The sequence below is a fragment of the Cupriavidus pampae genome (assembly GCF_914271485.1).
GTDB classification, from domain to species: Bacteria; Pseudomonadota; Gammaproteobacteria; order Burkholderiales; family Burkholderiaceae; genus Cupriavidus; species Cupriavidus pampae.
Map to the genome: position 1 here is coordinate 154295 of NZ_CAJZAG010000008.1, position 14223 is coordinate 168517.

Below are 14223 nucleotides of genomic sequence, written 5' to 3' on the forward strand. Positions count from 1 at the left end.
ATTACGGCGTCGGCGGCTGCGTATCGAGGAACGACTGACGCTTCTCGATTTTCTCCTGAAACACGGCCAGCGTAGGATGCCGTTCGCGCCAGGGGATCTCGGGAAAGCGGAAGTCCAGATAGCCGAGCGCGCAGCCCATGGCCACATCGGCCAGCGAGTAGTGGATGCCGGTGCACCACGGCCGGTCGCCGAGGCCGCTGGCCATGGCGACCAGTGCCGCGTCGATCTTGCCACGCTGGCGCGCGACCCACGTATCGCTGCGTTGTGCCTCGCTGCGCTGCGTGCTTTCCACGCGCACCAGCAGCGCGGCGTCGAGCACGCCATCGGCCAGCGCTTCCCAGCAACGGACCTCGAGCCGCTCGCGGCTCCCTTGCGGAATCAGGCGGCTGACCGGCGACAGCGTGTCCGCATACTCGACGATCACGCGCGAATCGAATACTGCGCCACCATCTTCCATGATCAGGCACGGCACCTTGCCGAGCGGATTGAACTGGCCGATGTTGGTGTGCGGCGACCAGACATCCTCCTCGATCATCTGGTAGTCGATCTTCTTCTCAGCCAGCACCACGCGCACCTTGCGCGCGTAGGGACTGGTCCGGGATGCGTACAGCTTCATGTTCTCCCCTTGAGCTTGTTATGAAGTGCATCGGCGCTCTGGAGATGCACTTCATAACAGGCTACCGGAGCGGCGTGCGCGAGTATACCCGCGCACGCCCCGAAATGACGCGCCATTGCGGCCTTGCGCACGCATGCGCGCACGACTGTTGTGCGGCCATCGCACAGCGCGGGGCACGATGGTAAAATCCCGCCTTGCGCGATGCCGGCCGGCCCCTCGCGAGGCCCCGAAAGCGGTGTCTCATGGGGCGTATTGGTCGCTTTCTCCTGCCGTCGCCTCATATTTCGCCCCCCATTTCGCTCACCTTTCCCCGGTTGCCAGCATGTCCACGTCTACCCTTTCGCCGCTCACGGCCCTGTCCCCGATCGATGGCCGCTACGCCTCCAAGGCCGATGCGCTGCGCGAATGGCTGTCCGAAGCGGCCTTCATGCGCAACCGTGTCAAGGTCGAGGTGCACTGGCTGATCGCCCTGTCGCAGGCGGGCCTGCCCGATGTGCCGAAGTTCTCGGCGGCATCAGAAGCCAAGCTGCTTGCGCTGGTGGAGAACTTCACCGAAGCCGATGCGGGCCGCATCAAGGACATCGAGGCGGTGACCAACCACGACGTCAAGGCCGTGGAATACTGGCTCAAGGAACAGGTCAAGGGCAACGCCGAACTCGAGGCCGCCAGCGAATTCATCCACTTCGCCTGCACCTCGGAAGACATCAACAACACCTCGCACGGCATGATGTTGAAGGGCGCGCGCGAGGCGGTGGTGGTGCCCACGCTGCGCCGCGTGCATGCGCGCCTGGTGGAACTGGCCAAGCTCAACGCCGCCCAGCCGATGCTGTCGCGCACGCACGGTCAGCCCGCGAGCCCGACCACGCTCGGCAAGGAAATGGCCAACGTGGCGGCGCGTCTCGAGCGCGCGATCGTGCGCATCGAGCGCGTGGAACTGCTGGGCAAGATGAACGGCGCGGTGGGTAACTACAACGCGCACCTGTCGGCGTATCCGACGTTCGACTGGGAGTCGTTCTCGAAGAACGTGATCGAATCGCGCCTGGGCCTGTCGTTCAACCCGTACACGATCCAGATCGAGCCGCACGACTACATGGCCGAGCTGTTCGATGCCGTGGCGCGTGCCAACACGATCCTGCTGGACCTCGATCGCGACGTGTGGGGCTATATCTCGCTGGGCTATTTCAAGCAGAAGACCAAGGCTGGCGAAATCGGTTCGTCGACGATGCCGCACAAGGTCAACCCGATCGACTTCGAGAACTCCGAAGGCAACCTGGGTCTGGCCAACGCGGTGCTGCGCCATCTGTCCGAAAAGCTGCCCGTGTCGCGCTGGCAGCGTGACCTGACCGATTCGACCGTGCTGCGCAATATCGGCGTGGCGTTCGGCTACAGCCTGCTGGCCTACGAGGCCTGCCTGCGCGGTCTGGGCAAGCTCGAGACCAATCCCGAGCGTCTCAACGAAGATCTCGACAACTGCTGGGAAGTGCTGGCCGAGCCGGTGCAGACCGTGATGCGTCGTTTTGGCGTGCCGAATCCGTACGAGCAACTGAAGGAGCTCACGCGCGGCAAGGGCATCTCGCGCGAAGCACTGCAGACGTTCGTCGCGGGCCTCGCGATTCCCGACGATGCCAAGCAACTGCTGCTGGACATGACGCCGGGCAGCTACATCGGCAAGGCCGTCGAGCTGGCCAACAAGATCTGAATGATCTGATTTAACGCGGCAGCCATGCCGCGTCATCGCCGCCCAGCGTTGGCGTTGGGCGGCTCCAGCGCGGCGGGGTTTCCGACAGCCCCAGCGCCGGCCCGAGCGTCCGCAAGGTGCCGTTCGGGCCCGTCTCTTCCACATGCCATGCCCGCAAGGCCTCGTCGTCGAGACGACCGGTGGCATGCGCGAATCCCTCTGTCATTCCCTGGCGCTGTATCAGCATCGCCGCTCCCGCGAGCGCCGTGTGCACGCGATAGCCGCCGCCTTCGCGCGCGCGACGGGCGAGGGCGAGCAGCGTGCCGTACGCGGCGAGGTAGCCCGTGGTGTAGTCGCACACCGGGGCAAAGACCAGCTTCGGCTGTCCCGCGCCAATCGCGTTGCCCTGCGCCTCGCACACCCCCGTCACCGCCTGCGCCACCTGCTCCCAACCCGCGCGTTCGGCCCATGGGCCGCCTGAGCCGAAACAACTGACCGAGACGTGCACCAGCGACGGCTGCAGCGCGCGCAGCGTCGCGTCGTCGAAGCCCAGCGACGCGAGCGCGCCCGGGCGATAGCCGTCGACGAGCACGTCGGCTTCGGCGATCAACGCGCGCATGCGTTGCGCGTCATCGTCGCGGCGCAGATCGAGGAAGCAGCTGCGCTTGCCGTGGCTGGTATCGCGTACGTGTTCGGGTGTCTGCGGCAGATGCGGCGCGGTCACCATTAACACATCGGCACCGAGTTCGGCGAGGGTGCGGCCCGCGATCGGGCCGGCGAGGATACGTGTGAGGTCGAGCACGCGAATGCCCGCCAGTGGTTGCGTGGCATCGCGCGTCCGGGTGGACGTCCAGACGGGCGCGGGCGCAACGCCGATGCGATCGACTTCGACCACGGGCCGGCTTGCGAGATATTGCCCCTGCGGATGCGCGAGCCATTCGTCGCGCGTGCGGATGGTGCCACCACACGCGCGTGCGGCGGCGATCGCGTCTTCGAGCGCATCGGCATCCCAGCGCGCCACGGCGGCGCGCACCGCGTCGGGAGTGCTGTCGCACTGGAGCACCTCGAGCACGCGCCGCGACAGATGCGGCAGGTTCAGGTGCGGCAGGAACCAGCGGCCGTCGCGCGTGGGCCACGGCTGCGTGACCGTGAGCATGTGGGCCATGGTCTGCGGGATCGGCACATGCGTGAACGTGCCATCGGCATTTGGTGCCTGGGTGTAGTCGACCGTGCGCACGGTTGCCGCCGCATGACGGACGTCGATCGTGACCGACTGGCGACGACCCGTGCGCGCGGCCCAGATATCGTTGGCGGCGACACCCACCGCGGCCAGCACCGCCGCTGTGGTTTCGCCAACGCGGAAGGGGGTGGGATGGAACGGATCGCGACCGAGGATCGAGACCTCGTCCGCGTCCGGCGCTGTGCCGCCGCGCAGTGCCATCAGTTCCGCAAACGCTGGGATCCTCGTCATTGGTCGAGTGCCTGAGTCGGGTACTAAGTGTGGGAGAACAGCTGTGCGCCTGCGGCGGGTAGATCGGCGACGAGCACCGTGCCGCTGCCCGATTCGGTCAGCACGAGTTGATTGGTGCCGGGGCGAAACGCGATATTGGTCACCGTGCCACCATGAAGGCCAATGGGACTGCGGACGAAGTGCGTACACCACCCCTGCGCGTCGAGCACGAACGCACCGCCGAGGCTGGCATGGGCCACCACGAGGCGCCCGTCGACATCCATCGCGAGGCCGTCGGGTCCGCTGTTGCCGAAGAAGGTCTGAAACGCGCCAGCCTTCGAAACCGAGCCATCGGGCAGCAGCGGCATGCGCCAGACCGAATTGGCGCGCGTGGCGGCCACGTAGAGGAAGCGTTGCGACGGATCGAGTGCGATGCCATTGGGGCTCGGCACGTTCGACAGCAGCAGGTCCAGTTGCCCCGATGGCCGCAGACGATACACGCGGCCCGTGGGATCGTGCAGGCCGGTCTGCCCCTGATCCGTAAAGTACAGATTGCCCTCCGCGTCGAACGTCAGATCGTTGAGCCCGCGAAAGCTTTCCGAGTTGCGATGGCCACGTACAACCTCGACATCGCCATGAATCGGCTCCACGCGCAGCAGGCCGCAACGATAGTCCGCCACCCACAGGCTGCCGTCGCGATGCATCGCGATGCCGTTGGGCCAGCCCGCGGTTTCGGCAAACACTTCCCAGCGCAGATCGGGCGAGATGCGGAAGATGCGTCCGTGCGGAATGTCGGTGACGAACAGATTGCCGGCACGATCGAAGGTCGGTCCCTCCAGAAAGCTGTCGACGATCTGGCCGGGTTTGTTGGCATCGGCCCACTCGCTGCGACGCGCGATGCGCAACGCGTCCGGCAGGCGCGTGAGCACGCGCGCTTCAATGATCTGCGGCGGCGTAAAGTTGACGTTCCACATCTGACAGGTACTCCTTCAATCGGCCTTGACTTTGTTCGGCCCCGGCTTCAATCGGCCTTGATATTCGCGGCCTTGATGACCGCGCCCCAGCGCTGAATCTCGTCGTTGAGCAGCTTTGTCGCCTGCGCGGGCGTACTGCCCACCGGATCGAGCCCCTGGTCCTGCAGGCTCTTGCGGACCTCCGGCGTGTTGACGGTCTCCACCATTTCCTTGTTGAGCTTGTCGATGACCGGCTGCGGCGTGCCCGCGGGCACCGAGAAGCCGACCCAGAATTTCATGACCATCTTCGGCATGCCGACCTCGGGCGCGGCCGGCACGTCGGGCAGCACCGGCGAGCGTGTGTCATTGGCCAGCATCAGCGCGCGCACCTTGCCGCTCTTGATATAGGCCAGTGCCGTCGGCAGCGAGGTGATCAGCGCCTGCACCTGTCCGCCGAGCAGATCCTGCATCGCCGCGCCCGCGCCGCGGTACGGCACGTGGACGAGGTTGGTGCCGGCCAGGCTGTTGAACAGCGCACCGCCAAGATGGGTGTTGGTGCCGTTGCCGCCCGAGCCGTAGTAGTACTTGCCCGGATTGGCCTTGGCCAGCGCGATGAATTCCTGCACGGTCTTTGCCGGCACGCTCGGATGGACCACGAGCACATGCGGCATCGCTGCGGCCACCGTCACCATCTGGAAGCTCTTGTACGGATCGAACGGCAGCTTCGGCAGCAGCGTGGCTGCGATCGCGTACGACATCTCGGTGGTAAGCAGCGTGTAGCCATCCGCATTGGCGCGCGCCGCGGTGCCCCACCCGATCACGCCGCCACCGCCGGTGCGGTTGTCGACGAGCGCGCTGGTGCCGCGCGCGCTCATGCCGGTGGCGACGAGCCGCGCGACGAGGTCGGTGGAGCCGCCCACCGAGAACGGCACGATGATCGAGATGGGCTTCGACGGAAACGCGTCCGCGGCCCGCGCGGCGGGCGTCACCATCGTGGCCGTCACGGCCGAAACGGTCAGCAGGGTGCAGGTACGGATAAAACTGCGGCGTGTCATGGGGTCTCCTGATTCATGGTCGTGCGTGCGCAGGCTCTGTGGCATGTCGCGAGGTGTGGCAACAAGGTGTGGACGAGGTGCGCGTGGCGCGCTAGGTGCCCTGGCCGCGATGGCGGCCGGCCGTGGCGAAATGCGCGAGGCCCGCCGCGGCGGCGGAAGTGCGTTCGCGAATGCGCGCGTTGACGGTCTGGCCATAGTCCATGGCCTCGCGCCAGCGCGTGATTTCGGCCGGAATTTTCTCGAGCGCGGCCTTGGTTTCGGCGAGCGCGGCGGCGTCGAAGCCGGCAAGGCGCACCGCGAGTTCGGCCGCACGTGCATCGAGCCTGGCCGGTGCCACGACCTCGTTGACGAGCCCCCAGTCGGCGGCCGTTGCGGCATCGATACGTTCGGTGGTCAGCAGCAGCCATGCCGCGCGCTTGCGCGTGAGCAGCAGTTGCGACGTTGGGCCCGCCATGCTCGCGTAGTTGGCAAAGCCGATCTCCGGGCAACCGAGCGCGGCCTCGGACGACGCGATGGCCAGGTCGCAGCTGTTGACGAGCGTGACACCGCCGCCGAGCGCAAGACCGTTGACGGCCGCGATGAAAATGGCCGGATGCGCGCGCATGGCGAGGTTCAGCTCGATGGCCTCCTGCCCCGCGACATCGGGGGCTCCGGCCGCGCGCTCGGCCTCGCGTTCGCGCAGGTCCAGCCCCGCGCAGAAGCTGGCGCCGGTGCCGGTCAGCACGATCGCGCGAATTTCGGCGTGAGGCTCGGCGTGAGGTTTGGCCAGTTCGGCGAACGCAGTGGCCAGCGCATGCCGCGTGGCGCGATCGAGCGCGTTGCGTCGCGCCTCACGATCGATGCGAATCTCGGCCCAGCCGGCGTGGCGGGTCACCCGGACGGTCTCGTCCATCGTGCGTCTCCTGCGAAGGTCTCTTTCGTCGATGTTCTATTAGTCGGAACGACGTTCGAACTATGATCCGACTCGCTCGGACATGTGTCAAGACGGGTCTGTGCCGATGACACCGCAAGGTGGAGGTGATGGGTGGCGGCTGCGACATGCGGTCACATCAAATGATTTGAACAACTTAATGAAGTTCAGACTTTCAAGGTGCACGCCTGTCCCCCAATAATGCGAGAATCGCTGGCACCACTGGTGGCCACGTACAACGAACAAGACCCCCGCCAGCCGAAAGGGATGCATTCATGAATTCGACGAAGGTGCTACACACGACCGCGGCCACAACGCCCGTTACCGGCTATACGGCGACGGCGATCGGGCTCCACTGGCTGATCGCGCTCGGCATCTTCACGGCCTTCGGTCTCGGCCTGTACATGACGAGCATTCACGGCTTCACGCCGACCAAGCTCAAGCTGTTCTCGTGGCACAAGTGGCTCGGCGTGACGATCTTCGCGGTGGCCGTGCTGCGCGTGCTCTGGCGCGCGACCCACGCCGCGCCGCCGGTCGCGCCGGGCACGCCCGCGTGGCAGGCACGGGCCGCGGCGGGCGCGCACCATCTGCTCTACGTGCTGATTCTGGTGGTGCCGATCACGGGCTATCTGTACAGCTGCGCCGCGGGCGTGCCGGTGGTCTATCTGGGCTTGTGGAAGCTGCCGATGCTGATCGAGCCCGGCGACACCGCCAAGGCCGTACTGCAGGCCACCCATATCTGGCTCAACTACACGATGGCGGCGATCGTCGTGGTGCATGCACTGGCCGCGATCAAGCATCAGGTCATCGATCGCGACGGCACGCTGGCACGCATGCTGCCATTTTTGCGCTGATCTCCGCGTTGAATTTCCATTTTCCGATAGCGTTACTTCTAGCAAGGAGTTGCAGATGACAAGCATCATTCATCGCGGCATGCGTCCGCTCGTCACCGGCGTGGCCACTCTGGCCGCGGTCGCCTCGCTCGCCTCGGTCGCGCAACTCGCATGGGCCCAGGTGGATACGTCCAAGAGCGCCGTGACCGCGACCGCGCGCCAGATTGGCGTGCCGATGGAAGGCAAGTTCAAGAAATTCGACGCCACGGTCGATTTCGATCCCGCCAAGCTGGCGACGTCATCGGCGAAGATCGATATCGACGTGTCGAGCTTCGAGATCGGCGACGCCGAGACCAGCAAGGAGGTCAAGGGAGCCGAGTGGTTCAACGCCGCGAAGTATCCGAAGGCCACGTTCCAGTCGACGAGCATCAAGAGCACCGGCGCGGGCAAGGTCGACGTGGCCGGCAAGCTGACCATCAAGGGCAAGACCGTGGACGTGGTGGTACCGGCGACCTATCGCCAGGATGCCGCCGGGCAAGTGTTCGATGGCGTGCTGCCGATCAAGCGCACCGCCTTCAACATCGGCGAGGGCGAGTGGAAGGACACCTCGGTCGTCGCCGACGATGTACAAATCAAGTTCCATATCGTGACGGCGACAAAGAAGGGCTGAAAGCCTGCCGCCGATTTTTCTATCAACTCAATCCGAGAAACCTATATGCAAATGCGTTCCCTGACCGCCGCGCTCGTTGCCGTTGCTGCCGCTTCGGCAACCTTCACCGCCGCCGCCGCGCCGTCCACCTACAACCTCGATCCCACGCACACGTACCCGAGCTTCGAGACCGATCACCTCGGTGGCCTGTCGGTGTGGCGCGGCAAGTTCGACAAGTCGAGCGGCGTGGTCACGCTGGACCGCGCGGCCAAGGCCGGCACCGTTGACGTCAAGATCGATGCCGCGTCGGTGGACTTCGGCAACTCGAAGCTCAACGACCACGTGAAGGGCCCCGAGATGTTCGACGTGCAGGCGCACCCGGACGCGACCTATAAGGGCAAGTTCACCAAGTTCAAGGGTGACGTGCCCACCGAGATCGATGGCGTGCTGACGCTGCGCGGTGTGTCCAAGCCCGTGAAGCTCGAGATTCGCGAGTTCAAGTGCATCGAGCATCCGATGCTCAAGCGCGAAGTGTGCGGCGCCGATGCGGCCGGCACGTTCAATCGCGCGGACTTCGGCGTGGACTACGGCGCGAAGTACGGCTTCAAGCAGGACGTCAAGCTGGCGATCCAGGTCGAAGGCGTGAAGGCCGACTAAAGGCCGACGCAAGGCCGATTCAAGGCCGATTCAAGGCTGATCCCGCGCGGCCCTCCGCGCGGGCTACCGGGTCTCTCCCCGCAATGGGGAAAGACCCCGATCGACGGCGTTTCGCCTTCGATTCATTTGAATGCCCCGCTCCGGTGCCTGCCACCGCCCCTCGGGCATACCCCACCAATTACGACATCTACGCGGTTGTACGACGGACGACTGCCACAGTACAATGGGTCGCCGCAGTCGCACCACTCCGGGAATCACATCATGCGTGACTTCCCTGTTCGCATCCCAACCGCATCCTTAAACGGGCACGCGCATACGACATGAGTCTTGGCTGCATTCCCTGATCCCGGTCACCCGCCGCGAGACCTCTTGCCCGAGCTGTACCCGGTCTGCCGTTCACGGCGCCCTGGCGCGCAGCGTTTTTCGGATTTCCCTGGCGCGACACCGTGTACTCCAAAACGCAAATCGATCCGGTAGTTAGTTTCCGCAACTCGCAGGGCGAGCAGGTGCGCGGAACGATCATCAATCTCCAGAGAAAGTCTCTGGTGATGGAAATCTATAACCCGTACTCGATCGTTCAGGTCAGCGAGGTGCTCAGCGAGCTCACCGTTCGCATGGGCACGAAGAATGCGTACCTCGGCAAGGCGGTGGTCATGAGTCTCGTGAATACGGGCCTGACCGCTGTGGTGTCGCTGACGCTGATCGACGAGTGGCGCGAACTCACCGACGTCAACAACGAGCCGAAGTCCGTGGCCCGCGAGGCCGAGATGTTCGTGCAGGACTGGGACACGCGTTTCAATATCCGACGCGATTATCAGATCGTGGTCAATGAGATGCGCGCGTACCTCTCCGAAGTCTCGCGCTGGGTGGAGCAGGTCGATCTGACCGAGTCCCTGCCCAAGACCGACGGACGCCTGCGCGAGGACGTGTTCTATGAACTCGCCACGCCGCTGATGACCAAGGTCAAGACCTACCTCGACTGGCTCGAGGGCGAGGCGCAGCGCGTGGACCCCGAGATCGCGCCGGTGCACCGCACCTACGCACAGGCCGCGCTGCATCCGCTCTTGCTGCGCGCACCGTTCGTGTATCGCACTTTCACCAAGCCGCTCGGTTACGCGGGCGACTATGAAATGGTGAACCAGATCCTCAGCGATCCGCAGCAGGGCCCGACCACGTACTTCCAGATCGTCAATACGGCGTTCCTGAAAGCGGCGGTGGCCACTGCGCACCGCAACCGCATCGACCTGCTGGTGGACTTCCTCACGCGGCAGGCCGAGCGCGCGCGCGCCGCGGGCCGGCCGTTCCGTGTGTTGAATGTCGGCTGCGGTCCCGCGTTCGAGATCCAGCGCTTCGTGCGCGAGTATCCGAATCCGGAACTGCTGATCTTCCAGCTCGTGGACTTCAGCGCGGAAACGCTCGAGTACACGAAAAGCTCGATCGAGCGTTCGGCCGCGTCGGCGGGCCGCAAGGCGTCGGTGGAGATGGTCCACCAGTCGGTGCATGAATTGCTCAAGCGCCGTATCGCGCCCGACGAGCCGGACTGGCGCGCGTTCGAGGCGGTCTACTGCGCGGGCCTGTTCGACTATCTGTCCGACAAGGTCTGCGCGCGGTTGCTCACGTATTTCGCGTCGCGCACCAAGCAGGGTGGCGAGATGCTGGTGACCAACGTCCATTCCGACAATCCCGAGAAGTTCGGCATGGAACATTTGCTCGAGTGGTATCTGATCTATCGCAATGAGGCCGGCATGGCTTCGCTGTTGCCGGAGAACTCGCATGCACACCGATTCTATGTCGATGAAACCGGGGTCAATGTCTTCGCCGAAGCCACTATCCAGTGACAGCGAGGTAGAGCTTCCCGTCCCGAACATGAGTGCCAATCAACTGTACGCCGGATATCAATCCGAGCTGGCGGAGTTCCGTCTCGCGTTCTCGCGAGGCGGCGCCTACACGGCCATCGCGCTCGTGATGTTCGGCGTCGGGCTCGACTACGGCCAGTATCCGGAGCAGCAACTGCCATTCGCCATCGCGCGTGTGGTGGTCTCGCTGATGATCGCCGGCGTGGTCTTCGCGCTGTACCGCGAGGCCGGCCGACGCTTTGCGCCGTGGCTCACGCTGACGTGGCTGCTGCTGCCGCAGATCATGATCGCGTGGATGATCTCGCAGACCGAGGGCGTGCAGTCGCCTTATTACGTGGGCCTGAACCTCGCGATCTTCGCGTCGGGCATCGCGTTGCCATTCGGGCTGTGGCAGAACGTGGTGTTCGGCATTCTGTCGTATCTGCTGTACGCGGCGGCCTGCTTTATCCATCCGGGCGGCATCGAGCCGGCGGGCACCTTCATCGTCAATTCGCTATTCCTGTTGTTCGCGGCGGCCGCGAGCGGCGTGTACACGTTCTTCAACGAGCGCGCGCGCTTCATGCTGTTCCGCCTGAAGGCCGAGGTGGCCGAGAAGAACGTGGAGCTCGAGGACATCAACCGCCAGCTCGTCGATATCAAGGGCCAGATGCTCCAGCAGGAGAAGATGGCCGCCATCGGTACGCTCGCGGCGGGCCTGCTCCACGAGGTGAACAATCCGGTCAACTTCTGCCTGATGGCGATCGAGGTTGCCATGGAGGAGCCGGTCACGAAGAAGGAGCCCATGCTCGAGGAATGCCTGGTCGATGCCAAGCAGGGCATGCAGCGCATCCAGCATATCGTCTCCGATCTGAAGACGTTCGCGTACCGCAAGCCAGGGGCCGAGGTCGAGGGCACGCCGTTCCTGTTCGAGAAGGCGCTCGACTCGTCGATCCGGCTGACCGCGCACGAACTGCGCGGCGTCAAGATGACGCGCGAGATGCCCGACGACACGCTCGTGTTCGGCGACGAGGCCGCCATCATCGGCGTGCTGATCAACCTGTTCTCGAACGCCGCGCTGGCCATGCGCAAGGTCAACACGCAGGGGCCGGCGATCCATACCACCGTGCGATGGCTCGATGGACGCCTGCATGTGCGCGTGCAGGACAACGGCCCCGGCATCGCGCCCGAGCATCTGGCGCGCGTGTTCGAACCGTTCTTCACCACGCGCGAAGTGGGGCAGGGCCTGGGCCTCGGCCTGTCGATCAGCTATGCCGTGGTCGAGCGCCATGGCGGCGTGCTGTTCGCCGAGAGCGAGGTCGGCCAGTGGGCGGCGTTCGCTTTCGACCTGCCGCGGGCGGAGTGAGGTTGTCATGAGCGATATCAGTCAGGCCCGGCCGACCGTGCTCTACGTCGATGACGAGCAGATGGCGTGCAAGTATTTCGCGCGTGCCGTCGGCGGCGAATACGACGTGCTGCTGGCCACGAGCGCGGACGAAGCCACCGAGATCCTGCGCGCGCAGTCGGCGCGCATCTCGGTGCTGGTCACCGACTTCCGCATGCCGGGCCGCGATGGCGGCTCGCTGCTGCGGCAGGTGGCGCTGGACTACCCGCAGATCGTGCGCATTCTCGTGACCGCGTATGCGGACAAGGACATGCTGCTCGAGACCGTCAATAACGGCGAGGTGTTCCGCATTCTCGAGAAGCCGATCGCGGTGGCTGGCGTGCGCGAGGTCCTGCGCCTGGCCGGCGAGCGGCATCGCGAGCGTCTGGCGCGTCAGCAGCGGCTGATGGCGATCGACGAGACGCTGGCATTCCTCGCGCATGAACTCAACACGCCGTTGGCCGCGATTGCCAACTTCGCGCGCGGCATCGAGGCGCGCGTGAGCGGCGACGATGCGCCACAGCGGCTGGGCGAGATCGGCCAGGCCGCCGGCAAGATGCACGACAACGCGCAGTATTGCCTGGCGGTGCTGTCGTCGTTCCTGCAATCGGTGCGCAACAGCGCGGGCATGGCGGGTACGCCCGGCACACGATCGACGACGCCGGGCGAGCCGGTTTCGGCGGGTGCGCTGGTGTCGTCGCTGCTGGACACCTATCCATTCGCGGATGCCCAGCGCGACTGGGTTCAGGTGGAAGTACACGGCGATTTCCCGGTGCCGACGCTACCCAACTGCGTCGCACTGGTGTTGTCGTCGGTCATGAGCAATGGGTTGCGCGCGCTGGCCGATGTCCGTGGCCCGGTGCTGCGCTTCGTGGTCGTGGCGGGCGAGCATCCCGAGATTCGCATCTCCGACAACGGGCCCGGCATTCCGCCCGAAGTCATGGAGCGGCTGCTCGTCGACCCGGTCACCACGCACGCAGGTGCCGGTGGCAGCGGGCTTGGCATGATCTTCTGTAACCGCGTCATGCAGTCATTCGGTGGCGGTATCCGGATTGCTTCGGCATCCGGCGCCGGCACGACCGTGACGCTGGATTTTCCCAATTTCAAGAATCGTATGCACAGGAGTGATCGATGAGCGAACTGAATACAACGCAGGCGCCCCCCGCGATTCTGTTCGTGGACGACGAGGCGACCGCCGTCAAATATTTCCAGCGTGCCATCGGGCAGCTGGCGCCCGTGGTCACGGGCGGATCGGTCGAAGAGGGCAAGGCGATGCTCGATGCGCACGGTGCCAGCCTCGCGGTGCTGGTGTCGGATCAGCGCATGCCCGGCGAGTACGGCAACGAACTGTTGCGCTACGCGCGCGAGCACTACCCGCATATCGTGCGCATCCTGACCACAGCGTACTCGGAGCTCGACCAGACCGTCGAGGCCGTGAACCAGGGTCAGATCCATCGCTATATCAAGAAGCCATGGGACATCACGGCGCTGCGCATGGAGCTCAAGCAGGCGCTGGAGCTGTCCGGCCTGCGGCGCGAGCGTGACCAGCTCGTGCGCGAGAAGCTGTCGGTGATGCAGAAGCAGACCGTGGCGGCGCGCATCGGCATGGTGCAGGCGCTGACCGTGAGCCTGATCGGCCCGGGCCGCTTCCAGCCCGTGGAGACCTATCTGGCCGGTGCCGACCTTGCGGGTGCGCGGAGTCCGGAACCGGACTGGAATCGCATGGACTACGCCGATCTGGTCGGCGCGGAGAGCCAGCGTAGCGGCGCCTTCGGCCACGCGGTGAGCGCGCGGCTGGCGGAACTGCGTACGCGTCTTGCGGGACGGAATGCCGCAGAAGCGACCGCGGTGCTGGCGGAAGTCGTGGGCGATGGCACGTTGCGCCGTGATGGTGATGCGGCCACGTGGACCACGCCGGCCCTGCTGTCCGAGTTTATCGAGAAGCCGGTCGACGAGGCGGTGTCACCCGCGCATGCAAGCTGGCTGGCGGCGCTGTTGTGGCTCGAGGAAGCAGGCGGTGCGCTGCAACTGGTGCGAGAAGGGGAAGCGATCACCGCGCGAGCGGGCACGCGCAACGAGTCGTTCGCCAACGATCGCCTCGCGGTGTGGATCGAGAAGTTCTCGGAGACGGTGTAAGTCTCCTCTCGTCTCTCGCAGAAAACAAAAACGCCCGGCGCTGCACTGCACGCCGGGCGTTTTTGTTGAT

General features: G+C 65.2%; 13 protein-coding genes. 8 read left to right on the plus strand and 5 right to left on the minus strand.

The window, feature by feature from the left end; translation table 11 throughout:
- Position 1: 1 nt before the first annotated feature.
- Complete coding sequence (locus tag LDO41_RS20740; protein ID WP_223991632.1) at positions 2-616, minus strand: glutathione S-transferase N-terminal domain-containing protein; 615 nt, start codon at positions 614-616, stop codon at positions 2-4.
- A gap of 322 nt (positions 617-938) precedes the next feature.
- Here LDO41_RS20740 and purB point away from each other — a divergent pair, with 322 nt between their 5' ends.
- A complete protein-coding gene (gene purB / locus LDO41_RS20745; protein WP_223991634.1) occupies positions 939-2315 on the plus strand; it encodes an adenylosuccinate lyase in 1377 nt (458 codons plus the stop codon).
- Between the two features lie 10 nt (positions 2316-2325).
- Here the strand turns inward: purB and LDO41_RS20750 are convergent, their stop codons facing one another.
- The 4 genes from LDO41_RS20750 to LDO41_RS20765 form a co-directional block, all read right to left on the minus strand.
- Positions 2326-3765, minus strand: coding sequence for a CoA transferase (locus tag LDO41_RS20750; protein WP_223991636.1), 1440 nt, complete (start codon positions 3763-3765; stop codon positions 2326-2328).
- A 23-nt stretch (positions 3766-3788) separates the two neighbouring features.
- Positions 3789-4718 (minus strand): SMP-30/gluconolactonase/LRE family protein, encoded by a 930-nt coding sequence (locus LDO41_RS20755; protein WP_223991638.1) that lies wholly within the window; start codon positions 4716-4718, stop codon positions 3789-3791.
- Between the two features lie 47 nt (positions 4719-4765).
- Entirely contained in the window at positions 4766-5752 is a 987-nt protein-coding gene (locus LDO41_RS20760) for a Bug family tripartite tricarboxylate transporter substrate binding protein (protein WP_223991640.1), read from the minus strand.
- Positions 5753-5843: 91 nt separating this feature from the next.
- Positions 5844-6644 carry an enoyl-CoA hydratase/isomerase family protein gene (locus tag LDO41_RS20765; protein WP_223991641.1) on the minus strand — a complete coding sequence of 267 codons (801 nt, stop codon included), beginning with the start codon at positions 6642-6644 and terminating at the stop codon, positions 5844-5846.
- 293 nt (positions 6645-6937) lie between these two features.
- On the opposite strand from LDO41_RS20765, the gene LDO41_RS20770 reads away from it, so the two are divergent.
- The 7 genes from LDO41_RS20770 (at position 6938) to LDO41_RS20800 (ending at position 14153) form a co-directional block, all read left to right on the plus strand.
- Positions 6938-7516 carry a cytochrome b gene (locus LDO41_RS20770; protein ID WP_223991642.1) on the plus strand — a complete coding sequence of 193 codons (579 nt, stop codon included), beginning with the start codon at positions 6938-6940 and terminating at the stop codon, positions 7514-7516.
- A gap of 55 nt (positions 7517-7571) precedes the next feature.
- Positions 7572-8165, plus strand: a complete 594-nt coding sequence (locus tag LDO41_RS20775) for a YceI family protein (protein WP_223991643.1) — start codon at positions 7572-7574, stop codon at positions 8163-8165.
- A 45-nt stretch (positions 8166-8210) separates the two neighbouring features.
- Complete coding sequence (locus LDO41_RS20780; RefSeq protein ID WP_223991644.1) at positions 8211-8801, plus strand: YceI family protein; 591 nt, start codon at positions 8211-8213, stop codon at positions 8799-8801.
- A 446-nt stretch (positions 8802-9247) separates the two neighbouring features.
- Positions 9248-10639: a class I SAM-dependent methyltransferase gene (locus LDO41_RS20785; RefSeq protein WP_223991645.1), complete on the plus strand. Its 1392-nt coding sequence runs from the start codon at positions 9248-9250 to the stop codon at positions 10637-10639.
- A gap of 28 nt (positions 10640-10667) precedes the next feature.
- Positions 10668-11999 carry a sensor histidine kinase gene (locus tag LDO41_RS20790; protein ID WP_223991646.1) on the plus strand — a complete coding sequence of 444 codons (1332 nt, stop codon included), beginning with the start codon at positions 10668-10670 and terminating at the stop codon, positions 11997-11999.
- 7 nt (positions 12000-12006) lie between these two features.
- Positions 12007-13152, plus strand: coding sequence for a hybrid sensor histidine kinase/response regulator (locus LDO41_RS20795; RefSeq protein ID WP_223991648.1), 1146 nt, complete (start codon positions 12007-12009; stop codon positions 13150-13152).
- On the plus strand, positions 13149-14153 hold the full coding sequence (locus tag LDO41_RS20800) for a response regulator (RefSeq protein WP_223991650.1): 1005 nt from the start codon (positions 13149-13151) through the stop codon (positions 14151-14153). The genes LDO41_RS20795 and LDO41_RS20800 overlap by 4 nt, the downstream gene beginning before the upstream one ends.
- Positions 14154-14223 lie beyond the last annotated feature (70 nt).